The sequence below is a fragment of the Halomonas sp. ND22Bw genome (assembly GCF_003011945.1).
Lineage (GTDB): Bacteria > Pseudomonadota > Gammaproteobacteria > Pseudomonadales > Halomonadaceae > Halomonas > Halomonas halophila.
On the sequence record NZ_PXWD01000008.1, the window covers coordinates 173,913 to 196,780 of the forward strand.

Genomic DNA, 22,868 nt, shown 5'->3' on the forward strand with positions numbered 1-22,868 from the left:
CTAAAGGACATCACCATGACCGTCAGAATCGGTGTCATCGGAACCGGCATGATCGGCGAGGAGCATTCCCGCCGCATTTCCCAACGCCTCACCGGCGGTGAAATCGTCGCCGTCAGCGACGTCAATGCCGACCAGGCGCGCGGCGTCGTCGATCGTCTGCGTCTCGATGCGCGGGTCTACGAGAGCGGCCTCGAGCTGATCCAGTCCGACAACGTGGATGCGGTGCTGGTCACCTCATGGGGCCCGACTCATGAAGAATACGTGCTCGCCGCCATCTCGGCCGGCAAGGCCGTGTTCTGCGAGAAGCCACTGGCCACTACCGCCGAGGGCTGTCGCCATATCATCGATGCCGAGATCGAGGCCGGAAGGCGCCTCGTCCAGGTCGGCTTCATGCGTCGCTACGACAGCGGCTACAACCTGATGAAGGATGCCATCGACGCCAACCGCCTGGGCGAGCCGCTGCTGGTGCACGCCGCCCACCGTAACCCCGACGTGCCGGAGCGCTACGTCACACCGATGGCGATCCACGACACTCTGATCCATGAGCTGGACACCTTCCGCTGGTTGCTCGACGACGACTACGCCAGCGCCCAGGTGATCTTCCCGCGCAAGACGCGCCATGCTCACAGCAAGGTGGAAGATCCGCAGATGGTCCTGCTGGAGACCGCGAAGGGCGTACGCATCGATGTCGAGGTGTTCGTCAACTGCCAGTACGGTTACGACATCCAGTGTGACGTGGTAGGCGAGGAGGGCATCGCCCACCTGCCCGAGCCGCAGAGCCTGACCTTCCGCCAGGGCGGCCAGCGCTCCAACGAGATCCTGCAGGACTGGAAGCAGCGTTTCGGTGACGCCTTCGACGTCGAACTGCAAGCGTTCATCGACGGCGTTGCCGTCGGCGAGATCGGCGGGCCGTCATCCTGGGACGGCTATGCCGCCGCCATTGCCAGCGATGCCTGCGTCAAGGCGCAGGAGAGCGGGCAGATCGAAGCGATCAACATGCCTGAGCGTCCGGCATTCTATGGCTGAGGCGGGTCCGTAACTGAGCGTCGTGAAGGTTGGCCCTGGATGTCGTCGTGACACGGTATCCAGGGCTTTTTTATGCCGTGACCGGTCCTCGTTGTGTGACTCGGGAATGAAACGTTCATTCCGAATGTGTCGGAACGCAATACCCGCTTGCGCGACCCTTCTCGGTCTTGAAAACCGCGCCAGGCCTTTGATGGCGGATGTTTCATGTTTACGGGTTACTAGGAACTATTGTTCCAACTTTGGTATTACTGGAATCTTTGTTCTATTTTGTCTAGTATCGATATGACAGCCGACGTATTACGCAACCACGGCCGCTAGAGCCCACCGACCGGTCCCATGCAGTCGGGCGCCGGCCTCAAGCAGGAATCGACTCTATGAACAATGCCAACTCCCTGGATCTGATCTGTCTCGGCCGCGTCGCCGTTGATCTCTACGCCGAGCAGATCGGCAGTCGACTGGAGGATGTCTCCAGCTTCGCCAAGTACCTGGGCGGCAGCTCCGGCAACATGGCCTATGGCACCGCTCGGCTCGGCCTCAAGTCGGCGATGCTGTCGCGGGTCGGCAACGAGCAGATGGGCGGCTTCGTGCGCGAGGAACTCGAGCGTGCGGGCGTCGACGTCAGTGCCCTGCAGACCGATCCCGACCGTCACACCGGCCTGGTGCTGCTGGCGCTCAAGGATCGCGACAGCTTCCCGCTGCTGTTCTATCGCCATGACTGTGCCGATATGGCCATCGATGCCGAGGTCATCGATCCGGCCTTCATCGCCCGTGCCAAGGCGCTCGCCATCACCGGCACCCACCTGTCCACCGAGACCACCGGACGGGCCTGTCGCAAGGCGCTGGACGCCGCCGCCGAGCATGGCGTCAAGCGGGTGCTGGATATCGATTACCGCCCGGTACTGTGGGGCCTGACCACCCCCGGCGACGGCGAGACCCGTTTTATCGCCGATGAGTCGGTCACCACCGATCTGCAGCAATGGCTTGGCGACTTCGACCTGATCGTCGGCACCGAGGAGGAGTTCCACATCGCCGGCGGCAGCACCGATACCCTGGCCTCGCTGCGTGCGGTGCGCCGGGTCAGCGATGCCACTCTGGTGTGCAAGCTCGGCGCCCTGGGCTGCGTGGTCTTCGAGGGCGAGATTACCGAGCGCATCGAGGACGGCATCCTGGTGGAGGGCGTCAAGGTCGAGGTGCTCAACGTGCTGGGCGCCGGCGATGCCTTCATGAGCGGCCTGCTCAGGGGTTGGCTGCGCGGGGAAAGCTGGGAGACCTGCGCCACTTATGCCAACGCCTGCGGCGCCCTGGTGGTGTCGCGCCACGGTTGCGCTCCGGCCATGCCCACTGAAGAAGAGCTGTTCGACTACCTGAGCCGTCGCGCTACAGTCCCACGCCCCGATCAGGATGAACGCCTCAACCACCTGCATCGGGTCACCACTCGCACGCCTGCCGACTGGCCCCAGGTCTGCGGTCTGGCCTTCGACCATCGGCGCCAGCTCACCGACATGGCGCGTGACGTCGAGGCCGACCCGGCGCGCATCCCGGTGCTCAAGCAGTTGCTGGTGCGTGCCGCCGAGGAAGGCGCCCGTCGCACCGGGCTCGACAAGCCGGCGATCCTGGTCGACGACGTCTTCGGCCAGGACGCGCTGAACGACGCCACCGGCAAGGGGTGGTGGATCGGCCGTCCGGTGGAGCTGCCGAGCTCCCGCCCGCTGCACTTCCAGCATGGCGACGACCTGGGCAGCGAACTGCGCCACTGGCCGGCGGAGCACATCATCAAGTGTCTGGTGTTCTATCACCCAGACGATCCGGTCGAGCTGCGCCTGGAGCAGGAAGCTCGCCTGCGTCAGCTCTACCAGTCGGCCTGCGCCAATCATCTGGAACTGCTGGTCGAGGTGATCCCGCCCGCTGGCAGTGAGGTCGATGACCGCACCCTGGCGCGTGCCGTGCAGCGACTCTACCACCTGGGCATCCGCCCCGACTGGTGGAAGCTGCCGGCCATGTCCGACGCGGCCTGGATAGCGGTCAGCCAGGCGATCGAGGAGCAGGATCCGCACTGCCGCGGCGTCGTGCTGCTGGGCCTGGACGCGCCGATGGACGACATGAAACGCGGCTTCGCCGCCGCCGCTCGCAACGCCCGCTGCAAGGGCTTCACCGTCGGCCGCACCCTGTTCGCCGGGCCCGGCCGCGAGTGGCTGGCCGGCACCATCGACGATGCCCAGCTGGTCGACAAGGTCGCCGGCAACTACGCCGAACTGATTGAAGAATGGCAACGGCTGCGCGCCGCCCAGCCCACTGCAGAGGAAGTCCTGTCATGAGCACCATTCGACTCACCATGGCCCAAGCCGTCATTCGCTACATGATGGCCCAGAAGGTCGAACTCGACGGCGAGATACAGCCGATGTTCGCCGGGGTATGGGGCATCTTTGGCCACGGCAACGTGGCCGGCCTGGGGGAAGCGCTCTACCACGTCCGTGAGGAACTGCCGACCTATCGCGCCCACAACGAGCAGGGCATGGCGCACGCCGCCATCGCCTACGCCAAGACGCTCAATCGCCGGCAGATGATGGCCTGCACGGCCTCGGCCGGCCCGGGCTCGACCAACATGGTCACCGCTGCCGCAGTGGCCCATGTCAACCGGCTGCCGGTGCTGTTCCTGCTAGGCGACACCTTCGCCACTCGCATGCCGGACCCGGTCCTGCAGCAGGTCGAGAACTTTCACGATCACACCCTGACCTCCAACGACTGCTTCCGGCCGGTGAGCCGCTTCTTCGATCGCATCACCCGCCCCGAGCAGCTGCTGACCTCGCTGCCCCAGGCCATGCGGGTGCTCACCGACCCGGTGGAATGCGGGCCGGTGACCCTGGCGCTGCCCCAGGACGTGCAGACGATGGCCTTCGATTTCCCGGAACACTTCTTCGACGAGACCCTCCATCGTCAGCGTCGCCAGGCCGCGGATCGCGACGAGCTGGCCGATGCCATCGCGCTGATCCGCCAGGCGAAGCAGCCGATGGTGGTCGCCGGGGGGGGGGTGCACTACTCGGGCGCGCTGGCCGAGCTCGATGCCCTGGTTTCCACCTATCACCTGCCGGTGGGCGAGACCCAGGCCGGCAAGGGCGCCCTGCCGTGGGACCACGAGCAGAACATGGGGACCATCGGCGTCACCGGTGCGGCCTCCACCAATGCCCTGGCCGCCGAGACCGATCTGATCATCGCCGTGGGCACCCGGCTGGGCGACTTCGCCTCTGGCTCGCGGGCCATGTTCAACCCACACGCCCGGTTGCTGTGCCTCAACGTGGCCTCCTTCGATGCGGTCAAGCACAAGGGCCAGGCGCTGGTCGGCGACGCCCGCCTGACGCTGCCCGAGCTCAGGGAGGGGCTGGCCGGCTGGCAGCCCGAGGGTGGCTGGATCGAGCGTGCCGCCCGGCTGCGCAGCGAATGGAACGCCCAGGTCGACATCGCCACCACCGATCGTGGCAGCGACCTGCCCAGCGACGCCGAGGTGGTCGGCGCGGTCAACCGTGCCGCCGGCGAACGCGACATCGTCGTCTGCGCCGCCGGCGGGCTGCCGGGCGAGCTGCAGAAGCTGTGGCGCACCCGCTTCGATCGTGGCTACCACATGGAGTACGGCTACTCCTGCATGGGCTACGAGCTGGCCGGCGGGCTGGGGGCCAAGATGGCCAAGCCCGACTCCGAGGTGTTCGTGATGGTCGGTGACGGCTCCTACCTGATGCTGAACTCCGAGATCGCCACCTCGGTGATGCTGGGCCACAAGATCGTCGCGGTGGTGCTCGATAACCGCGGCTACGGCTGCATCCATCGTCTGCAGCAGTTCTGCGGCGGCCCGGGCTTCAACAACCTGCTCGACGACTGCCTGACGGCGGAGGGTGGGGCGCCCAAGACCGATTTTGCCGCTCATGCCCGGGCGCTGGGGGCACAGGCCGAGAAGGTGGGCAACATCGCCGAGCTGGAGCAGGCCCTGGCGCGCGCCAAGACCGCCGAGACCAGCTATGTGATCACCCTCGATACCGATCCATTGCTCGACACCGGCGACAGCGGCTCCTGGTGGGACGTGGCAGTGCCGGAGGTCTCCGAACGCAGCCAGGTCGAGGAGGCTCGCCGGCGCTACGAGTCTTACAAGGCCCGACAGTGGCAGAACCTTTGACACGGCGACAAGCGATATACCGACGAACCACGGGGTTCACGATTAGGAGCACATCATGAGCGTTAGACTGGGCATCAACCCCCTGACCTGGACCAACGACGACCTGCCGAGCCTGGGCGGCGACACCCCGCTCGAGGTGTGTCTCTCGGAGGGTCGAGAGGCCGGCTTCACCGGCTTCGAGCTGGGCCACAAGTTCCCGCGCACCCCGGATGCCCTGTCCCGGGTGCTGGGCGAGCACGACCTGTCGCTGGTCTCCGGCTGGTATTCCAGTCAGCTGCTGGAGCGCAGCCCGGAGGAAGAGATCGAGGCGGTCAAGGAGCATCTCGAACTGCTCAAACAGTGCGGGGCCAGCGCGATGGTGTTCTGCGAGGTCTCGCGCTGCGTCCACGGCGACCAGGGCACACCGCTGACCCGCCGGCCACACCTCAACGAGGCCGACTGGCAGCGCCTCACCGAGGGCCTGAACGTGGTCGGCGATTACCTGAAGGAGCAGGGCGTTCACCTGGCCTATCACCATCATCTGGGCACAGTGGTGGAGAGCCAGGCCGACGTGGAGCGGCTGATGGACAGCACCCGCGACTCGGTGGGCCTGCTGCTCGACTTCGGCCACCTGGTGGGTGCCGGCGGCGATCCGCTGGCGATCGCTCAGCGCTATGCGTCGCGCATCAAGCACGTGCACTGCAAGGACATGCGTTTCCCGGTGCGCGAGGCGGTGCGCAACCGCGACAAGAGCTTCCTGGACGGGGTGCTCGACGGCATGTTCACCGTGCCCGGCGACGGCGACATCGACTTCCTGCCGGCCCTCGAGCATCTGCACCAGACCGGCTATCAGGGCTGGCTGGTGGTGGAGGCCGAACAGGATCCGCAGATCGCCAATCCGCTGACCTATGCCCGCCTGGGGTGCAACAACCTGCGCTCGCTGGCCGAAGGGGCCGGTTTCACCATCGAGAAATAAGCACCAAGAGGTAACGTCATGAACCAGATTCACCACTATCTCAACGGCCGCCACGTCGACGGACGCAGCGAGCGCTTCGCACCGGTCTACAACCCCGCCACCGGCGAGCAGAGCGCCCAGGTCGCCTTGGCCTCCGCCGACGAGACCCGCGAGGCGATCGCCTCCTCCGAGGCGGCCTTCGCCGGCTGGTCGAAGCTGTCGCCGCTCAAGCGCTCGCGCATCCTGTTCAGGTTCAAGGCGCTGGTCGAGCAATACGCCGACGAGCTGGCCGCCATGATCTCCCGCGAGCACGGCAAGGTATTCTCCGACGCCAAGGGCGAGGTGACCCGCGGCCTGGAAGTGGTCGAGTTCGCCTGCGGCATCCCGCACCTGCAGAAGGGCGAGCACTCGATGAACGTCGGCACCGGCGTCGACAGCTACTCGATGATGCAGCCGCTGGGCGTATGTGCCGGCATCTCGCCGTTCAACTTCCCGGCCATGGTGCCGATGTGGATGTTCCCCATCGCTCTGGCTTGCGGCAACACCTTCGTCATGAAGCCGTCCGAGAAGGACCCGTCCACGCCGATGCGCCTGGCCGAGCTGCTCAGCGAGGCCGGCCTGCCCGACGGCGTGTTCAACGTGGTCAACGGTGACAAGGCATCGGTCGACGTGCTGCTCACCGACGAGCGCGTCCAGGCGGTGAGCTTCGTCGGCTCCACGCCGATCGCCGAATACATCTATGCCACCGCCTCGGCCCACGGCAAGCGCGTTCAGGCACTGGGCGGGGCGAAGAACCACATGGTGGTGATGCCCGACGCCGACCTCGACCAGGCGGTGAGCGCGCTGATGGGCGCGGCCTACGGCTCCGCCGGCGAGCGCTGCATGGCGATCTCGGTGGCCGTGCCGGTGGGCGAGGAGACCGCCGAGCGGCTGCGTGCCAAGCTCGTCGAGCAGCTCGAGCAGCTGCGCGTCGGCCCGGGGATCGTCGAGGGGCCCGACAACGACATGGGCCCGCTGGTCACCCGTGAGCACCTGGAGAAGGTCAAGGGCTATATCCAGACCGGGGTGGACGAGGGCGCCGAGCTGGTGGTCGACGGCCGTGAAACCGTGATCGAGGGCGCCGGCGACGGCTACTTCGTCGGTGGCACCCTGTTCGACCGCGTCACCCCGGGCATGCGCATTCACGCCGAGGAGATCTTTGGGCCGGTGCTGGCCATCGCCCGGGCGGCGAGCTTCGACGACGCCGTGGCGATGATCAACGACCACGAGTACGGCAATGGGACCGCCATCTTCACCCGCGATGGTGATGCCGCACGCCAGTACTGTGAGCAGATCCAGGTGGGCATGGTCGGCGTCAACGTGCCGATCCCGGTGCCGATGGCCTTCCACAGCTTTGGCGGCTGGAAGCGTTCGCTGTTCGGCCCGCTGCACATGCACGGCCCCGACGGCGTGCGCTTCTACACTCGCATGAAGACCATCACCCAGCGCTGGCCGAGCGGCATTCGTGAAGAGACCAACCATTTCACCATGCCGACCCTCTGACCGACGCCCGACCTCGCGTTTCACCTTCGCGCCGGGCCTCGTGCCCGGCGTTTCTTCGACAGGAGACCTTTTCATGCCCCTCGTGACCATCAGTGTGCCCGACCATCGCTCTTTTCCTTGGCGCAAGAAAGTCGCCGACCTGGTCAACGCCGCGGTGATCGAAACCCTCGACTTCCCGGCAGACGATCGCTATCAGCTCCTCCAGCCCTTGCCGGCCGAGGACATGGAGCTGCAGCAGCGCAACGGCGACGCCGTGTTTCTGCAGCTGACCATGCGCGCCGGTCGCCCGATCGAAGCCAAGCAGGCCTTCTATCGACGAGTCGTGGACGACCTGTCGAGGCTGGCCGGCATCAAGCCAGCCAATGTGATGATCGTGATTACCGAGAATAGCGACGCCGACTGGTCGTTCGGCAACGGCGTGGCGCAGTTCCTTGAGCAAGGTGATGTGCAGCAGGGATGCTTCTTCCAGCCGGTTCGGGAGGCTGGCGAGATGTCATGAGCCTCTTGCGGGGCCGTTTACGAACCGTAAATCGCGCGCCATGGAGGGCCCAGCCGGACGGCGGTGCTTCCATGGCGCGTTTTTGTGCGTGAGGGTAGCGACGTTCAAGGTCTTCGGCCCGCGGAGTAGACCAAAGTATGGAATACATGCATTGAACATTCCTTCCGTGAAATCTATATTCTGGAATCAGCGTTCCATTTCATTTCACCGGTAGCGTCCATCCGGTGGATTTTCTCCATAACAAAGGAGCGACGCACATGAGCACGCCAGCCCATTCCACGGCCGCCCAAGAGATGCCTCGATCCGACACGAGCAGTGACGGTGAATTCGAGCGACAGCGGATTCCTCCCAGTCATCAGCTCAGTGGCAAGTATTTCCTGGGCTCCTACGCCGGTGAGCACGTGGCCGGCACCGAGTTCGTCATCGGCGCCTCTCTGGTCTCGCTCGGGGTCAGCACCGGCGACCTGCTGTGGGGGCTGCTGATCGGCAACCTGCTGGCGGTGCTCTCCTGGGCCTGGGTCTGCAGCCCGGTAGCCACGCGCTCGCGCATGACCATCTACTGGTACCTGGAGCGTCTCGCAGGCAAGCACTTCTCGCTGGTCTACAACCTCCTGAACGGCCTGATCTTTGCCGTGGTTTCCGGCGCCATGATCACGGTATCGGCCTCGGCTTTCCGCGTGGTCACCAGCATTCCGCCCCAGACTGCCTGGTATCCCCAGAGCCTGAGCTTCGTGGCCCTGGTGCTGTTCGTCGGCGCCATCACGGTGTGGATGACCGTCAAGGGCTTCAAGCTGATCGCCAACTTCTCCACCGTCTGCTCGCCGTGGATGGCGACTATGTTCCTCGCTAGCGGCGTGCTCACGGTGCCGGTGCTGATGCACATGGGCGAACTGGATGGCCTCTTCACGCTGGCCGGCGTGGTCGATACCTTCGTCTGGACAGGTACCTCTCCTGACGGCACGCCCGGCATCTCCATGTGGGTGATCGCGGCCTGGGCCTGGGGGGCCAACCTGCCGATGCACCTGGGCATGAGCGACATGAGCATCCTGCGCTTCGCTCGCAAGTCCTCCTACAGCTACTTCTCCGCCGCCGGCATGTACATCGGTCACTATATGGCCTGGGTCTGTGCCGGTCTGATGGGGGCCACTGCGGCACTGCTCGCCAAGTCTCAGCTGATCGACATGGATCCGGGCGGCGTCGCCTTCAGCGTCCTCGGCGCCATGGGGCTGATTGCCGTGGTGGTGGCTGGCTGGACCACCTCGATCCCCAGCCTCTATCGTGCCGGCCTGGCCTTCCAGTCGGTCTTCCCAAAATACTCCCGCGTGCGGGTAACCGTGGCCACCGGTGTGGTCACCACCCTGATCGCCTGCTTCCCCTTCGTGTTCACCCAGTGGTTGAACGTGCTGTCCTACTTCATCATGCTGATCGCCCCGGTGGGTGCCATCATCGCCGCCGAGCACTTCCTGCTGCCGCGTCAGGGAATGCGTCCCTTCTGGCGTGAACGCCAGCGGCTGGGCAGCAACCTGCCTGCCTTCGGGGCCTGGGGCCTCGGGATTGCCGTTGGCGTCGCTCTGCTGATTGACGGCTCGCTGCATCTGTTTGCGCTGTTCATTCCCGTGTGGCTGGTGAGCTTCCTGGCCTACCCGCTGCTGTGCCGCCTGGCTGGCGTCGAGCGGGGGAGTGCGTGCGGCGCCGATCTGCACCACGCGGCCTATGGCCCCGTGCAGCCGGCCGAGGATTCCGGCACTGCGGTGGCGGAGCATGCGCCGGTCAGCATCCGCGATCCCTGGTACTTCACCGCTGTGGCCTGCCTGCTGGTCATCCTGGGGGTCGCCGGCTGGGCCTGGATCGGCGACGAGAGTGCCGTCGCACACCTTGACACCTTCCAGACCCTGATTGTGGTGCCGACGGCGCTGTATTTCGCCTCCGCGACACTGTGGATGCGCAACCGTCGCAAGCCCCGACATCACACGGCCTGATCCGCGAGACGCACGCGAAGGCCCCCGCCGTCATGGGATGGTGGGGGCCTTCTGGTCTTTAGACTGCGGATACAGTGAGAAGGGGCCTCCTGCTCGTTCGAGCCCTGCCTCTCTCACATAGAAACTCGATAGGGTAGAAACCAGTGTTCTGGTCGGCCATGGTTATGTCACTGCTGTTACCAATGGCATAGCCCAGTGCTTGCAGAGTAATGAGGCCGAGCCGAATGCCTGCCTTCATGAGCATGCGCATACACTGAGGCTCCACGGGCGGCACCGGTAGCCGTCAATCCCCGGCTGGGTGATGAGAAGGAGTCGGTGTGCTCTTACGCTTCCTCCTCCGGATAGCACCACCTCCCCGACGATCAGGTCAGCGCGAGGGTGACGTACCGGTGATTTCCTCGCCAACTGCCGTACCAATGATCACGGCCACCACCAGGGCAATGTAGCTGGCATCGGATGCCTGCACGGAACCTGGCTTTCCGATGATGGAGTAATTGCTGAAGCAGGCTCGCTCGGTGCCCAGCACTCCCAGGCCACGGCCCCCACCAGTGTTCGCGAATTCGACGTGAGGCTAGCCATGCTGACGAAGTTAGTCAGTATTAGCAGAGTCAGAACCGCGAGTCCCGACTGCCAGGTCACCAATGCCAGCGGCGCAGTTTCAGCGGCGACAGGAGCCGTTGGGCATTGACGAATGACACTCCTTGGCTCAGCGTCACGGCCAGCATGCACAAGCCCCGGCCAACGCCATGTCATCGGAGCCTTCCCAGAGACGAGCACTCAGTGCGATACCGATGAAGCCCAGTACAACACCAACCGCTATCTGTGCGGCCGGGCGGTCCTGACGCAGGAACAGGAAGGAACAGAGGGCCTTCCATGCCACGGGCAGTTTGCGAATAATTCTTAGCATTCTGCTTCCGCCTCATGCTCATAGGATAGCGCACCTCTATCATCCATAAAAAAATCATGCGTGTTTTACAGAAAATCTAATTTGATAGTTCTGCATAACATCCATAAAGTTATTCCATCATCGTAACCAAGAGTTTTTATGCTTGATATAAAATATTACATTCTCATAGAAGCCATATATAAGCATGGAACGCTACAATCTGCTGCTGCTGCATTAGGGTTAACACAACCAGCAGTAACGCACCGCATACGGGAAATGGAACGCCGGCTAGCAATATCAATTTTTGAGAAAAGAGGTCGAAAAATCCAATTGACCCCGGCGGGGGTTAGGCTTCTGGAAACAGCACAAGATATTATTCCAAAGATTAGAGAAGCCGAAGGTGAAGCGGCACTATTGGCCCGTTCCGACACAACATCACTTAAATGGGGCGTAGATGCGTACGATACAGTTAGTGATATTCTGTGCGAACAACACCGCTCTGGAGTGATACCGCTAGAACTTTATCGATTTTCAAGTGCTGCATTGACGACAGCGTTGCTAGATAAACAGATTGATCTGGCTTTGCTGACAGCCCCCCCGGAGCAGCAAGGGATCAATAGCATCTTCTTGTTTGAAGATGAATTGATGGCAGTTCTCCCTGCAACTCACCATCTGGCAGAAAAAGACTTCATTACTGCAGCAGAAATTGCTGCTGAGACATATCTCACATATAGCGCCACTCGTGAACCTGGTTTTGAGTTTGATCTGTTTTTGCAGCCTAACAACCAGTCTCCAAACAATATACATATAATTGAGTCCGTTCAAACGATACTAAGTGTAATCGCTGATACTCAACATGGTGTTAGCATCCTGTCTTCCTGGGCTATAAAGTCAGGTAAGAATCAGGAGGGGCTAAAAATTCTACCTCTTGACGGGGATCCTATAAATATAAGGTGGTACTTGACATGCCGCGACAATGATCTCGTCAATGAAAGATTTGGTGAAGTCAAGAAAATATTTGGCATTATATCCAATAAATAATAGCTGTGTAATATAAAGGAGAAACAGTGAAAGCTTCCCTGCGCTCATACACCTTCTACCCTTCTCTTCTAGTTCTTGGGTCATTCACAGTTCTGGCGCTTATAAGTGACGACTTGCTGTTAAGCGTTACGCAGAATATTCATGAGTGGCTTATGTCTAACTTTGGATGGCTTTATGCTTTGTCGGCATTCGTGCTTGTCATCCTGGCATTCTTGTTGTTTTTTTCGCCACTGGCAAAACTACGTATCGGCGGCGATTCAGCCACGCCACTACTGACGCGCTGGAAATGGTGTTCAATAACACTATGTAGTTCCATTGCCATCGGTTTGCTGTTCTTTGCTGCAGCAGAGCCTATATTTTTTATACTAACACCGCCGTCATCAACTAGCATCGAAGCCATGTCGAAAGATAGCGCGTTATTCGGCCTTTCATCTCTATTCATGCACTGGTCTTTCACTACTTATGCTATATATGCAATTCCGGCTCTGATTTTTGCTATTGCTCACTACAACCTGAAGATGCCTTTCAGTATTTCATCAGCAATGAATGCCGCACTTCCGATAAAGATGACGTCTACCGTGCGTCAGGCTATCGATTCGATTGCATTGATTGCATTGGTGGCGGGGATGGTAGCCTCTTTGGGAACAGGAGCCATGATGCTCGGTGGCGGCATCCAACGCCTGTTTAGTGTTGAGGTTTCACCGACTATGGTTGGGATGCTCTGCGTACTGGTCATGGCTGCATCTGCCATCTCGGCTGCCTCCGGGTTATTGAAAGGTATCACGTTCCTTTCCAGCTGGAATGCTCGCGCGTTGATGTGTCTAGCATTTTTTATATTGGCTATTGGGCCGAGCTCCTATATTGCCAATTCTGGCGTAGATGCGCTTGGCCACTATTTATCCAACTTTGTTTCAGAAAGTCTGAACACTGGAACAGTAGTAGAAGATAGTTGGGCACGCGACTGGACGCTATTCTTTTGGGCTAACTGGTTCGCCTGGGCACCGATCACTGCAATGTTCTTAGGGAAAATTTCACGTGGCTATACAGTTCGTGAGTTTCTGATTTTTAACTTTGTTGTTCCATCCGTTTTTGTCATAGCTTGGTGCTCAGTATTTGGTGGGTTCTCAATCAATGTCGAAATGGCGACTCAATTGCTTAGTCAGACATTGACCCAGGATGGCCCCGGGGATGTCATTTGGGTAATGTTGGAGCAGCTTCCCGGTAGTACTGTTGTAATGGCTGTGTTTATGGTCATTGCAGTTATCTCCTATATAACTGCTGCTGACTCCGCTATTGATGCAATTTCGGGGATCTGTGCTACTAGCAGCTTGAAAAGTGAAGTCAACTCGTCTCCTTATTACATTAAGTTGCTATGGGGCGGCGTGATCGCAGTCATCGCACTTACTCTGACGAGTACAGGTGGTCTTGATGGCCTCAAGATGATTTCTACGATCGGCGGTTTCTTAGGAATGGTCATAGTATGTTTTTGTGCCTCTTCGCTCATCAGGATGGCTCTTGCTTACAATGGGCGAGATGGGAGTTTAAAGTTCTCAGGGGCTAAAAATTCCATCGGCGCACAGGAAGTCGCCAATCACTAAAATCAAACAATGTAGTGTGGGGCTGGCACTCATGATAAGTGATGTGATGTGCCAGCCTGATAAAGCGTGATTATTGAGTATGGTGCACAAAGCTGATGGAATTTTGATGGTATAAAAGCTCCATTTTCTTTTCGACGAACTTTTCATTTTTTTAACGCCTCAGCTGGCTATATGCTGGGCATTCCTTGAATTTGACAGGATGGAGAAAGCATCGTGAGTCATAAAGACGTTGTCGTTGATCAAGCACGAGATGTCGACACCTTGAGCGAACTCATTAATTTAGACTCTTACCCGCTTCATGAACCGGATTCGACTGCATACCGAGAATGTGTAGCACGCATCCGTACCCAGCTCGCTGAGGATGGTTGTGCACATTTTGCTAAATTTATTCGAAGCGACAAGGTAGAGCAATTAAGAATAGAGAGTGAAGCATTAGCACCTCAGGCTCACTACCATAGTAACCAAGTCAATCCTTACGCTACGGAAGATGATGCATCTTATCCTGAAGATCATCCTGTGCGACGTTTTCAGTCCTTCAGTAATGGCTTCGTAGCAAAGGATCTGATCGGTGAAGAATCGTTGGTGCAACGGCTTTACAGGAACAAGATCTTTCAGACGTTCATCGCTGATTGTTTGGAAGAAAATAAAATCTACGAATATGCGGATCCAATAGCAGGCCTGGTCATCAATGTGATGCCAGAAAATACAACGCTGCCTTGGCATTTCGATACCAATGAGTTCATCGTAAGCCTGATGACTCGTCGCCCCGAGCAGGGAGGTGACTTCGAGTATTGCCCTAACATTCGCACCCCTGGAAACGAAAACTTCGAGGAGGTGAAGGAAGTTCTGGATGGTGACCATAGGAAAGTCAAGTCGCTAACGTTGAACACTGGTGATCTTCAACTCTTCAAAGGTCGCTACTCTATGCATCGAGTCGCTCCTGCAAAAGGACAGCGCCTGTGCACCCTGCTTGGTTACGCCAAGGAACCTGGCATGATTGGCCGTGTGAAGCGTACCAAGGATGTTTATGGGCGTGTCACGCAAGCTCATATTGACGCCGAAAAAGATCGTCGCAACGATGAATTGGTGGGGTGAATAATGACCAGTGTTGATAAGAAAGTAGCACACCGATCTGATGAGTTTCGCTATGGAACTTACGATTTTAAAAAAAATGTGATTAATAAGGAGCTGGAAAATCGGGTGGCTTTGTATCGACTCCACCGATTGCGCGAACAGTTGCACTTGCATGAGCTGAATGCAGTGGTTTTATTCGACCCGATTAATATTCGCTATGCTTGTGGTGTTCGTAACATGCAGGTTTATTCACAGCGTAATCCGGCTAGATACCTTATCGTGCCCGCTGATGGCCCGGTTGCGCTGTTTGAGTACCGGTCTTGCCGCCACTTGGCCGAGGGTATGCCCACGCTTGATGAAATCTATGGCGCGAGTCCCATCATGCCACTTCATAGTGGTCATCACTCGGGCAGGCATGTCGAGTCTTTTCTAGGCGAGCTATCCGACATCCTAGAGCGTTCTGCTTCAAAGGGAAAACGCATTGGCATCGAAGGCGCGCCCACCGAAGTAATCAGTGCCCTTATTGAACAAGGGTATGAGCTTTCGGATGCTTCTCGGCCGATTGAAATCGCCAAGTCTATAAAGAGTATCGATGAACTAACCTTGATCGCCAAGTCTGTCGAGCTTACCGAGCAAGCGATGGCCACTATGGAGGAGGCGATCGTTCCCGGGATTACGGAAAATGCTTTATGGTCAATATTCCAGCAAAAGGTTATTGAAACCGGTGGGGAGTACTTGGAAACGCGTTTGCTTAGCTCCGGTGATAGAACCAATCCGTGGTTTCAAGAGACTTCAAGTAAAAAGCTGGCTCCTGGCGAACTGATTGCTTTTGATACTGATGCCGTCGGAGTATATGGATACTACACTGACTTTTCCCGAACCTTTTTTTCAGGAGGAGGCCTAGAGCCGACAGATAAACAAAAAGAGCTATATAAACTTTCTCAAGATGAGATTGAGACGAATATCGAGCTCATGAAGCCAGGGATGTCGTTCCGCGAGTATTCAGAAAATGCTTGGAAAATTCCTGATGGATATCAGGAGAATCGTTATTTGGCGGTGGTGCACGGCTGTGGTATGACAGGTGAATGGCCAATCATTTCTCATAATATGGATTGGGAAACGGTTGGCTATGACGGTGTCATTCAGCCTGGCATGACGCTGTGTGTGGAATCCTACGTTGGTCATCGTGACGGAAAAGAAGGCGTCAAGCTCGAAGAGCAGGTGCTTGTAACTGAAACGGGCATACGTCGGTTGTCAACTTATGGCTATAGCAACGTGCTTCTCGCATAGGCTGTAAAGTAATGGTTACCACCTGACGCATGCTGCTTGGGATTTCTAAAATCACACAGTGCTTACGCCGTTTTCTAGGCTCCTTCTTCGCTGACTTGGGGAACCCTTTCTTGAACGCGGCATAGGACGTCATCCACTTCATGTTGCGCCCTTGGTGGGGGCGTTCTACGCCCCCGACTGTGTTCATCAGGCCAGTGTTGGTTAGCGCCAGTCGAGCCTCACCGGCGCCCGGGTCTCCAGCGAGCGGGTCGCGGCATCGGCGATGCGCTGGGCGCGCAGTGCGGCCTCGTGGTCGGGATAGTCACTCGTTTCGTCGTGCAGGACTCGAACGAAGGTGTCCAGCGCGGTCTGGAAGGTTGGTGCGATGCGCTCGAACCAGCCGGCATGCAGGCCGTCGTCCTGCTGGCGGTCGCCCTTGAACAGCGACAGATGGCGATGGGGCTGGCGCCGGGATTCGGCCATGCCCTCGGCGCCGAATACCTCGAGGCGCTCGTCGTAGCCATAGCCGGTTCGACGGGTGCAGTCGAGCTGGGCGAGGGCGCCGGAGCCCATGCGCAGCGTGACCACTGAGGTATCCACGTCGCCGATCTTGGCGATGCGAGGGTCGCTCAAGGCAGCCCCCATGGCCTGGACCTCCACCGGTACGTCGTCGGTCAGCCAGCACAGGAGGTCGAAGAAGTGGATGGCCTGGTCGCGCATCTGGCCGCCGGAGACCTCGAGGTAGGACAGTGGCGGCGTATCCTGGGAGCGACAGGTCATCTGCACCAGCTCGGTACTGCCCAGCTCGCCGGCGGCGACGGCCTGGCGCAAGGCGTCATGGCTGGCATCGAAGCGTCGGGTGAAGCTCATCATCATGGGTACCCCGGCGCGGCGAACGGCGTCCACCGCCGCCTCGGCGCATCGGGTGTCGAGGTGGATGGGCTTCTCGCAGAAGATGGCCTTGCCGGCCGCGGCGGCGCGTTCGACGTAGTCGGCATGGGTATCCGTGGAGGAAGCGATCACCACGGCGTCGACGTCCGAGGCGAACACCTCATCGACGCTGGCGGAGCGGGCGCCGAAGCGCTCGGCCACCTCGACGGCGCGCGCCGGGTCGGCGTCGGCCACCAGGGCGAAGTCGATGCGGGGATGATCGGCCAGGTGGCGGGCGTGGACGGTGCCGATGAAGCCGGCACCGATCAGGGCAAAGCGTTTCATGGGCTAGGCCTTTCCTGGAATGGGATGATGAGGCATCAGACGTGGGTCCAGCGACCCTGCTGTCGATGGGAGTCGCCGACGGCCTGGACGAAGCGAATGCCCAGCAGGCCGTCGTGGCTGGTCGGTAGCGGCAGGTCGTCGAAGCGTGTCTGGCCGGACTCGCGATGGCGGTCGATGGCCTCGGCCACGTCGCCGTAGAGGTTGGCGAAGGACTCGATGAAGCCCTCAGGATGGCCGAGCCCGACCCGGGTCAGACGCGCCTGGGCCTCGCTCTGTCCGTCGTGGCCCTGGACCAGCATCTCGCGGCGGCCGCCGGGGTGATTGATCGTCAGGTAGTGCGGGTCCATCTGTTGCCACTCCAGCGAGGCCTTGCTCCCGAATACGCGAATGCGCAGGCCATGCTCATGGCCGGTGGCGGCCATGCTGGCCCAGAGGGTGCCGCGGGCGCCGTTGCACAGGCGGACCTGGACCTGGGCGTCGTCGAAGACGCGGCGTTCCGGTACGCAGGTCTGCATCTCCGCCGAGACCTCGGTGACCTCGAGGCCGCTGACGAAGCGCAGCAGCTGATGGGCATGGGTGCCCAGGTCGAACACCAGGCTGGCTTCCCCCGACTGCGCCGGGTCGAGGCGCCAGGCGGCCTGCTTGTTGTCGGGGGCGAGCTCCACTGCGTCGGCCGCCCAGCCCGAGGCATGCTCGACCATCACGATACGCGGCTCGCCGAGGACGCCGTCGCGGATCAGCCGGGCGGCCTCACGCACCATGGCGTAGGCGCTGTAGTTGTGGGTCAGGGTGAATACCCGCCCGCTGGCGGTGGCCAGCTCGTGCAGTGCCCGAGCCTGATCCAGGTCACCGGTCATCGGCTTGTCGCAGACCACGTGGATGCCGGCCTCGAGGAAGGCCCTGGCCACCGGATAATGGCTGTCGTTGGGGGTGACGATGGCCACCACCTCGATGCCGTCCTCGCGGGCGGCCTCCTCGCGCGCCATCTGCGCGTAGTCCTGGTAGACCCGGTCCTCGGCGACGCCGAGCTCGGTGGCGGCCTGCCGAGACTTCTCCGGCGATCGCGAGAAGGTGCCGGCCACCAGCGCGTAGCGGTTGTCCAGGCGCATGCCCATGCGGTGGGCCTTGGCGATGCCGGCGCCGGGCCCGCCGCCCACCATGCCGATACGAATCCTGTCGTTGCTCATGCTTGGCTCCTTTACATGGCGCCGGTGGCGCCTGGTCGATATCAGACGCGCACCCACTGGCCGCTATAGGCGGACTCGTCCATGGCGGTGATGATGCGCTGGTTGGCGCGGCCGAAGGCGAAGTTGGGATAGCAGTCGTCCCGCTCGGCGATGCCCCGGATCAGGTCGTGGATCTCGATGACCTTGATGTCGAAGAAGCCCAGACCGCCGCCGCCGAAGTCGAAGCCGAAGAAGCCGCCGTACTGCGGCACCTGAGAGCCGGCCAGCAGCGTCTTGAAGCCACGGTCGCGCTTGTCATCGTTGAAGCGGAATACCTGCAGCTCGTTGAAGCGTTCACCGTCCATGTACAGGGTTCCCTCGGTGCCCGAGACCTCCCAATAGACGCCGAATACCCGGCCGGCGGCGACGCGCGAGCTCTCGATCACCCCGGCGGCCCCGGAGGCGAACTTGACCAGCGACTGGGTCTGATCGTCGTTCTCCACTCGGCGCCGTTCGGCGTCGGCCTCGACCCGGCTGGCATAGCCGGCATCGCTGGAGGGCACCGGGCGCTCGGTGATCTGGGTCTGGGCCTGACAGTTCACCTCGTCGATATCGCCCATCAGGAACTGGGCCACGCTGATCACGTGGGCGCCGAGGTCGCCCAGCGCCCCGGTGCCGGCGCCTTCCCGGGAGCAGCGCCAGGACCAGGGCAGCTCGGGGTCGTTGAAGAAGCCCTGGTCGAAGGTGCCGCGAAAGCGGATCGGGCGGCCGATCTCGCCGGCCTCGATCAGCTGCTTGGCCAGCAGCGCCGCCGGCGTCTTGATGTTGTTAAAGGCCACCATGGTCTTCACCCCGGCGCGCTCGGCCGCTTCCTGCATCTCGCGGGCCTGGTCGTCGTCCATGGCCAGCGGTTTCTCGCAGTAGACGTGCTTGCCGTGCTCGATGGCGGTCATGGCCATCTCGTGGTGCAGGGCGTTGGGGGAAGTGATGTCGACGACATCCACCTCGGGATCGGCCACCAGGGTCCGCCAGTCGCCGTAGGCCTTCTCGAAGCCCAGGCGTGAGCGGGCGGCCTCGGCCACCTCGTCGCCCTGGTCGGCGATGGCGTAGAGCCGCGGCGCCAGCGGCAGGTCGCGGTAGAGCATCCGGGCGCGATGGTAGGCATCGGCATGGGCCTGGCCCATGAAACCGCTGCCGATCAGCCCGATATTGAGGGTGCGGGGCATGTCGTTGTCTCCTGGTGGCTCGGTGTTAACGGGACAGTAGGGTGGCGAGGTGGTCGTGGGCCCGGGTCGCCATCTCGCGGGGCGGCGCCAGGGTCGGGTCCTGCTCGGCCTCGACGACCAGCCAGCCCCGATAGTCGGTCGAGGTGGCGAAGTCGAGCAGCGGGGCGAAGTCCAGATAGCCGTCGCCGGGGACGGTGAACATGCCGTCGCGTACGCCGCGGTTGAAACTGCGGTCGTCCCGGCGAACCTCGGTCATGACGTCGTGGCGGATGTCCTTGAGGTGCAGGTGATTGATGCGCGAGCCGTGGCGCTGGAGCAGGGCCGCCGGTTTGCCGCCGCCGGCGACGATATGGCCGCTGTCGAACAGCAGGCCCACCGCCTCGCCGGTATGGGCCATCAGGGCATCGACCTCGCGCTCGTTCTCGACGAGCATCATCAGGTGGGCGTGATAGGCGAGCTCAAGGCCGTGACGCTGACGCAGCCCCTCGGCGAAGCGCGTCAGGCGTTCGCCGTAGGCCGGCCAGTCGGCCTCGCCCAGGGCCGGGGTGCGGGACAGCGGTGCGTCCAGCGGTGCCGTGCCTGGCATGCGACCGCACTCGCCGTAGACCATCACTTGGGCGCCGCAGGCGGCGAGCAGTTCGGCGTGGTCGGCGACGGCGTCGAGCTCGGCCTCGGCGTCGCGTTCGGCGACGAAACCGGAGTACCAGCCGCTGGCAAGGGCCAGGTCATACTCCGCGAGCAGCGGCTTCAGTACGGCGGCCTCGCGGGGAAACTTGCGCCCCATCTCGACCCCTTGATAGCCACACTCGGCGGCTTCGCGCAGGAAGGTCTCCACCGGAGTCTGGTCGCCGAACTCCTCGATGACGTCGTTGGTCCAGCCCAGCGGGTTGATGCCGAGCCTCAGGTCTTGGGGCATCAGTAGCTCTGCAGTGTTGGTGGCCATGTCGGGATCTCGCGGTTGTTTTTTGATAGATCTGTGATAGATTGATAGAAATCATCATGTGCGAGCGAATATCCATGTATGACAAGCCATCGTCGACCCCTACGATGGTCGATGTTGCCAGGGCAGCCGGTGTCGGTGTGGCCACCGTCGATCGGGTCTTCAGCGGTCGGGCAAGGGTCCGGAAGGCAACCGCCGACAAGGTATTGAGAGCTGCTAAATCATTGGGTTATGAGAGAAGTAGTGAAGAAGGTGGTGAGCTATCCGGTGTCGGCCCGGCGACTGTGCGGCGTCTGGGTTTCCTGCTGCAGAAGCGGACCTCGCCGGTCTATAGAGTCCTCGCCGAATCCTTGATAGAGGCCGCCCGGCGCTATCACGGAACGCGGGTGACGGTCACCATCGACTACTGCGATACCCTGGATCCGGATCAGGTCGCTTCCGCGCTGGTGCGCCTGGGGCGGCAGGTCGAGGCGATCGGGGTGGTGGCCACCGATCATCCCGAGGTGGCCCAGGCCGTTGCCGGCCTGCACCGGCAGGGCGTGCCGGTCTTTGCGCTGCTCTCCGAACTGTCCGTTGACGCCCTCAGCGCGGGCTTCGTGGGCCAGGACGGACGCAAGATGGGGCGCAGTGCGGCCTGGGCCATGAGTCGCATGACGCGTCCGGGCGCGGTGGGGATCATCACCGGCAGCCATCGCTACGTCTGCCAGGAGCTCTACGAGATAGGCTTTCGTGGCTACTTCCGCGAGAAAGCCCCGGCGTTCCGCGTGGTGGAGCCGATCTTCAGCCAGGAAGATCCCGATCAAGCCGCTCGCGCGACTCGTGAGCTGCTGGAGGCCGAGCCCGAGCTGCGTGGCCTCTACGTGGCGGGCGGCGGCATCGAGGGCGTGGTCGAGACGCTGCGAGAGCGATCCCGCCAGGATCTGCTTGTGGTCGGTCATGACCTGACCGCCACGACCCGGGCAGCATTGGTAGATGGCACTTTGGACATGTTGCTGTCGATGCCGCGTCGCGAGTTGGCCGAGAGGGCGGTATCGGCCATGGTGGAGTCGTTGATGGCGCCTCAGCTCGATACATTGCCTAGGCGAGTGATCCTGCCGATCGATATATTTACGCCCGAAAGCGTGTGAGTGGATCTTTTTTGCGAATTTTTAAATGCATCACGATATTACAATGTTGATTTGCCGGCCCTGCCGGCTATTGGGAAGATCATAAAATTGGAGTTTTTGATGAGAAAAACAATGGTGGTTGGCAACTGGAAGATGAACGGTAGTCGCCAGAATAATGAGGCCTTGTTGGAGGCATTGATCCCCTATTTTGATAGCCTTAATACCTTGGAGGTGGGAGTCGCGATTTGTCCGCCGTTGCCTTACTTGGAGCAGGTGGGAAAGCGTTTGCAGGGGACAAATATTTCTCTTGGCGCCCAGACCCTAAACGCGCATGAGGCCGGTCCGCATACTGGAGAAGTCTGTGCCGAGATGTTGACTGATCTTGGGTGTCAATGTGTATTGATTGGCCACTCGGAGCGTCGAAGCTTGTATGGTGAATCTGATGCTGTGGTAACGGCAAAGTTCGAGACCGCGAAAGCCAATGGACTCATGCCTATCCTATGTGTGGGCGAAACGTTGGAAGAGCGACATCAAGGTGAGACCGAATCAGTCGTGGCAAGACAGCTGCGAGCGGTGATCAACACCTTGGGTATCGAGGTTTTTGAGGGAAGCGCTATCGCATATGAGCCGGTGTGGGCCATCGGCACTGGCGAGACTGCGACGCCCGCGCAAGCTCAGGCCGTACATGCCTATATTCGTGGCATACTCGCCGAACAATCTCCAGATATTGCGAATGATCTTTCTCTACTCTACGGCGGCAGCGTCAAAGTTGACAACGCGTCTGAACTTTTTGCCCAGTCAGATGTTGATGGTGGTTTGATTGGAGGGGCTTCTTTGAATGCCAATGCCTTTGCCCAGATTTGTCTTGCCGCTGCTATTTGATGTATTCATTTGGCGCTACAAGGAAGCGTCTTGATCGATTGTTCTGACCTTACATGAGTCCCTATCAATACGCTCAAGCGCTTGCTCTATGATGTCATCTAGGCTATCGACATCGCGCAGCGCTACGGCCGTATCCAGGGCCGCCTCGGCCCGGGCGATGGCGAGCTGGAAGCCGTCGCCGCGATAGCGCTGATAGTCGCCCTCGTGGCGCTCGGCGAGGTCCGTCAGGGTCGTCTCGAGCACCTGATGAAGGCGCTGGCCCTCCTCGAGGCGGCGCGAGTCGATGATGTCGCCGGTGATGACGGCGAGGCGTGTGGCCATGG

At 60.8% G+C, this 22,868-nt stretch carries 18 protein-coding genes and 1 pseudogene; 13 read left to right on the forward strand and 6 right to left on the reverse strand.

Annotated elements, in window-relative coordinates; genetic code table 11:
• The first annotated feature begins 15 nt into the window (after positions 1 to 15).
• The 7 genes from CVH10_RS12055 (at position 16) to CVH10_RS12085 (ending at position 10,142) form a co-directional block, all read left to right on the forward strand.
• Positions 16 to 1,026: a Gfo/Idh/MocA family protein gene (locus tag CVH10_RS12055; RefSeq protein WP_046077735.1), complete on the forward strand. Its 1,011-nt coding sequence runs from the start codon at positions 16 to 18 to the stop codon at positions 1,024 to 1,026.
• A 374-nt stretch (positions 1,027 to 1,400) separates the two neighbouring features.
• On the forward strand, positions 1,401 to 3,341 hold the full coding sequence (gene iolC, locus CVH10_RS12060; RefSeq protein ID WP_106488804.1) for a 5-dehydro-2-deoxygluconokinase: 1,941 nt from the start codon (positions 1,401 to 1,403) through the stop codon (positions 3,339 to 3,341).
• Positions 3,338 to 5,188: a 3D-(3,5/4)-trihydroxycyclohexane-1,2-dione acylhydrolase (decyclizing) gene (iolD, locus tag CVH10_RS12065; protein ID WP_106488805.1), complete on the forward strand. Its 1,851-nt coding sequence runs from the start codon at positions 3,338 to 3,340 to the stop codon at positions 5,186 to 5,188. The genes iolC and iolD overlap by 4 nt, the downstream gene beginning before the upstream one ends.
• 55 nt (positions 5,189 to 5,243) lie before the next feature.
• Entirely contained in the window at positions 5,244 to 6,143 is a 900-nt protein-coding gene (gene iolE, locus CVH10_RS12070; RefSeq protein WP_106488806.1) for a myo-inosose-2 dehydratase, read from the forward strand.
• A gap of 18 nt (positions 6,144 to 6,161) precedes the next feature.
• Positions 6,162 to 7,664 (forward strand): CoA-acylating methylmalonate-semialdehyde dehydrogenase, encoded by a 1,503-nt coding sequence (locus tag CVH10_RS12075; RefSeq protein WP_106488807.1) that lies wholly within the window; start codon positions 6,162 to 6,164, stop codon positions 7,662 to 7,664.
• 73 nt (positions 7,665 to 7,737) lie between these two features.
• Entirely contained in the window at positions 7,738 to 8,163 is a 426-nt protein-coding gene (locus tag CVH10_RS12080; RefSeq protein ID WP_046077740.1) for a tautomerase family protein, read from the forward strand.
• Positions 8,164 to 8,420: 257 nt separating this feature from the next.
• Positions 8,421 to 10,142 carry a cytosine permease gene (locus CVH10_RS12085; protein WP_046077741.1) on the forward strand — a complete coding sequence of 574 codons (1,722 nt, stop codon included), beginning with the start codon at positions 8,421 to 8,423 and terminating at the stop codon, positions 10,140 to 10,142.
• Between the two features lie 367 nt (positions 10,143 to 10,509).
• Here the strand turns inward: CVH10_RS12085 and CVH10_RS25625 are convergent, their stop codons facing one another.
• Positions 10,510 to 10,668, reverse strand: coding sequence for a hypothetical protein (locus CVH10_RS25625; RefSeq protein WP_181244399.1), 159 nt, complete (start codon positions 10,666 to 10,668; stop codon positions 10,510 to 10,512).
• Between the two features lie 519 nt (positions 10,669 to 11,187).
• Here CVH10_RS25625 and CVH10_RS12095 point away from each other — a divergent pair.
• From CVH10_RS12095 to CVH10_RS12110, 4 genes are all read left to right on the forward strand, one after another.
• Positions 11,188 to 12,069: a LysR family transcriptional regulator gene (locus tag CVH10_RS12095; protein WP_106488809.1), complete on the forward strand. Its 882-nt coding sequence runs from the start codon at positions 11,188 to 11,190 to the stop codon at positions 12,067 to 12,069.
• 26 nt (positions 12,070 to 12,095) lie between these two features.
• Positions 12,096 to 13,667 carry a BCCT family transporter gene (locus CVH10_RS12100; RefSeq protein WP_106488810.1) on the forward strand — a complete coding sequence of 524 codons (1,572 nt, stop codon included), beginning with the start codon at positions 12,096 to 12,098 and terminating at the stop codon, positions 13,665 to 13,667.
• Between the two features lie 213 nt (positions 13,668 to 13,880).
• Complete coding sequence (locus tag CVH10_RS12105; RefSeq protein ID WP_369335792.1) at positions 13,881 to 14,762, forward strand: hypothetical protein; 882 nt, start codon at positions 13,881 to 13,883, stop codon at positions 14,760 to 14,762.
• A 3-nt stretch (positions 14,763 to 14,765) separates the two neighbouring features.
• Positions 14,766 to 16,031 carry a Xaa-Pro peptidase family protein gene (locus CVH10_RS12110; RefSeq protein ID WP_106488812.1) on the forward strand — a complete coding sequence of 422 codons (1,266 nt, stop codon included), beginning with the start codon at positions 14,766 to 14,768 and terminating at the stop codon, positions 16,029 to 16,031.
• 201 nt (positions 16,032 to 16,232) lie between these two features.
• On the opposite strand, the gene CVH10_RS12115 is transcribed toward CVH10_RS12110, so the two are convergent.
• The 4 genes from CVH10_RS12115 to iolE (CVH10_RS12130) are packed head-to-tail and all read right to left on the reverse strand — an operon-like array spanning position 16,233 to position 20,560.
• On the reverse strand, positions 16,233 to 17,225 hold the full coding sequence (locus tag CVH10_RS12115; protein WP_046077745.1) for a Gfo/Idh/MocA family oxidoreductase: 993 nt from the start codon (positions 17,223 to 17,225) through the stop codon (positions 16,233 to 16,235).
• Between the two features lie 35 nt (positions 17,226 to 17,260).
• A complete protein-coding gene (locus CVH10_RS12120) occupies positions 17,261 to 18,412 on the reverse strand; it encodes a Gfo/Idh/MocA family protein (protein WP_106488813.1) in 1,152 nt (383 codons plus the stop codon).
• A gap of 41 nt (positions 18,413 to 18,453) precedes the next feature.
• Positions 18,454 to 19,617: a Gfo/Idh/MocA family protein gene (locus CVH10_RS12125; protein WP_106488814.1), complete on the reverse strand. Its 1,164-nt coding sequence runs from the start codon at positions 19,615 to 19,617 to the stop codon at positions 18,454 to 18,456.
• 25 nt (positions 19,618 to 19,642) lie between these two features.
• The gene (gene iolE, locus CVH10_RS12130; RefSeq protein ID WP_181244400.1) at positions 19,643 to 20,560 is read right to left on the reverse strand and encodes a myo-inosose-2 dehydratase; all 918 of its coding nucleotides are present in this window, start codon (positions 20,558 to 20,560) and stop codon (positions 19,643 to 19,645) included.
• Positions 20,561 to 20,634: 74 nt separating this feature from the next.
• Here iolE (CVH10_RS12130) and CVH10_RS12135 point away from each other — a divergent pair, with 74 nt between their 5' ends.
• Both CVH10_RS12135 and tpiA read left to right on the forward strand, forming a co-directional pair.
• Positions 20,635 to 21,684, forward strand: coding sequence for a LacI family DNA-binding transcriptional regulator (locus tag CVH10_RS12135; protein WP_181244401.1), 1,050 nt, complete (start codon positions 20,635 to 20,637; stop codon positions 21,682 to 21,684).
• Positions 21,685 to 22,545 (forward strand): triose-phosphate isomerase, encoded by an 861-nt coding sequence (gene tpiA, locus CVH10_RS12140; protein ID WP_369335793.1) that lies wholly within the window; start codon positions 21,685 to 21,687, stop codon positions 22,543 to 22,545.
• A gap of 15 nt (positions 22,546 to 22,560) precedes the next feature.
• On the opposite strand, the pseudogene CVH10_RS12145 reads toward tpiA, so the two are convergent.
• Positions 22,561 to 22,868 (reverse strand): annotated as a pseudogene (locus tag CVH10_RS12145) (hypothetical protein); the annotation flags it as partial.

Bases quoted from the DNA above. Each gene is read 5' to 3' on its own strand.
- CVH10_RS12055 (WP_046077735.1), top strand. From the start codon at position 16: ATGACCGTCAGAATCGGTGTCATCGGAACCGGCATGATCGGCGAGGAG.
- iolC (WP_106488804.1), top strand. From the start codon at position 1,401: ATGAACAATGCCAACTCCCTGGATCTGATCTGTCTCGGCCGCGTCGCC.
- iolD (WP_106488805.1), top strand. From the start codon at position 3,338: ATGAGCACCATTCGACTCACCATGGCCCAAGCCGTCATTCGCTACATG.
- iolE (WP_106488806.1), top strand. From the start codon at position 5,244: ATGAGCGTTAGACTGGGCATCAACCCCCTGACCTGGACCAACGACGAC.
- CVH10_RS12075 (WP_106488807.1), top strand. From the start codon at position 6,162: ATGAACCAGATTCACCACTATCTCAACGGCCGCCACGTCGACGGACGC.
- CVH10_RS12080 (WP_046077740.1), top strand. From the start codon at position 7,738: ATGCCCCTCGTGACCATCAGTGTGCCCGACCATCGCTCTTTTCCTTGG.
- CVH10_RS12085 (WP_046077741.1), top strand. From the start codon at position 8,421: ATGAGCACGCCAGCCCATTCCACGGCCGCCCAAGAGATGCCTCGATCC.
- CVH10_RS12095 (WP_106488809.1), top strand. From the start codon at position 11,188: ATGCTTGATATAAAATATTACATTCTCATAGAAGCCATATATAAGCAT.
- CVH10_RS12110 (WP_106488812.1), top strand. From the start codon at position 14,766: ATGACCAGTGTTGATAAGAAAGTAGCACACCGATCTGATGAGTTTCGC.
- CVH10_RS12115 (WP_046077745.1), bottom strand. From the start codon at position 17,225: ATGAAACGCTTTGCCCTGATCGGTGCCGGCTTCATCGGCACCGTCCAC.
- CVH10_RS12120 (WP_106488813.1), bottom strand. From the start codon at position 18,412: ATGAGCAACGACAGGATTCGTATCGGCATGGTGGGCGGCGGGCCCGGC.
- CVH10_RS12125 (WP_106488814.1), bottom strand. From the start codon at position 19,617: ATGCCCCGCACCCTCAATATCGGGCTGATCGGCAGCGGTTTCATGGGC.
- iolE (WP_181244400.1), bottom strand. From the start codon at position 20,560: ATGGCCACCAACACTGCAGAGCTACTGATGCCCCAAGACCTGAGGCTC.
- CVH10_RS12135 (WP_181244401.1), top strand. From the start codon at position 20,635: ATGTATGACAAGCCATCGTCGACCCCTACGATGGTCGATGTTGCCAGG.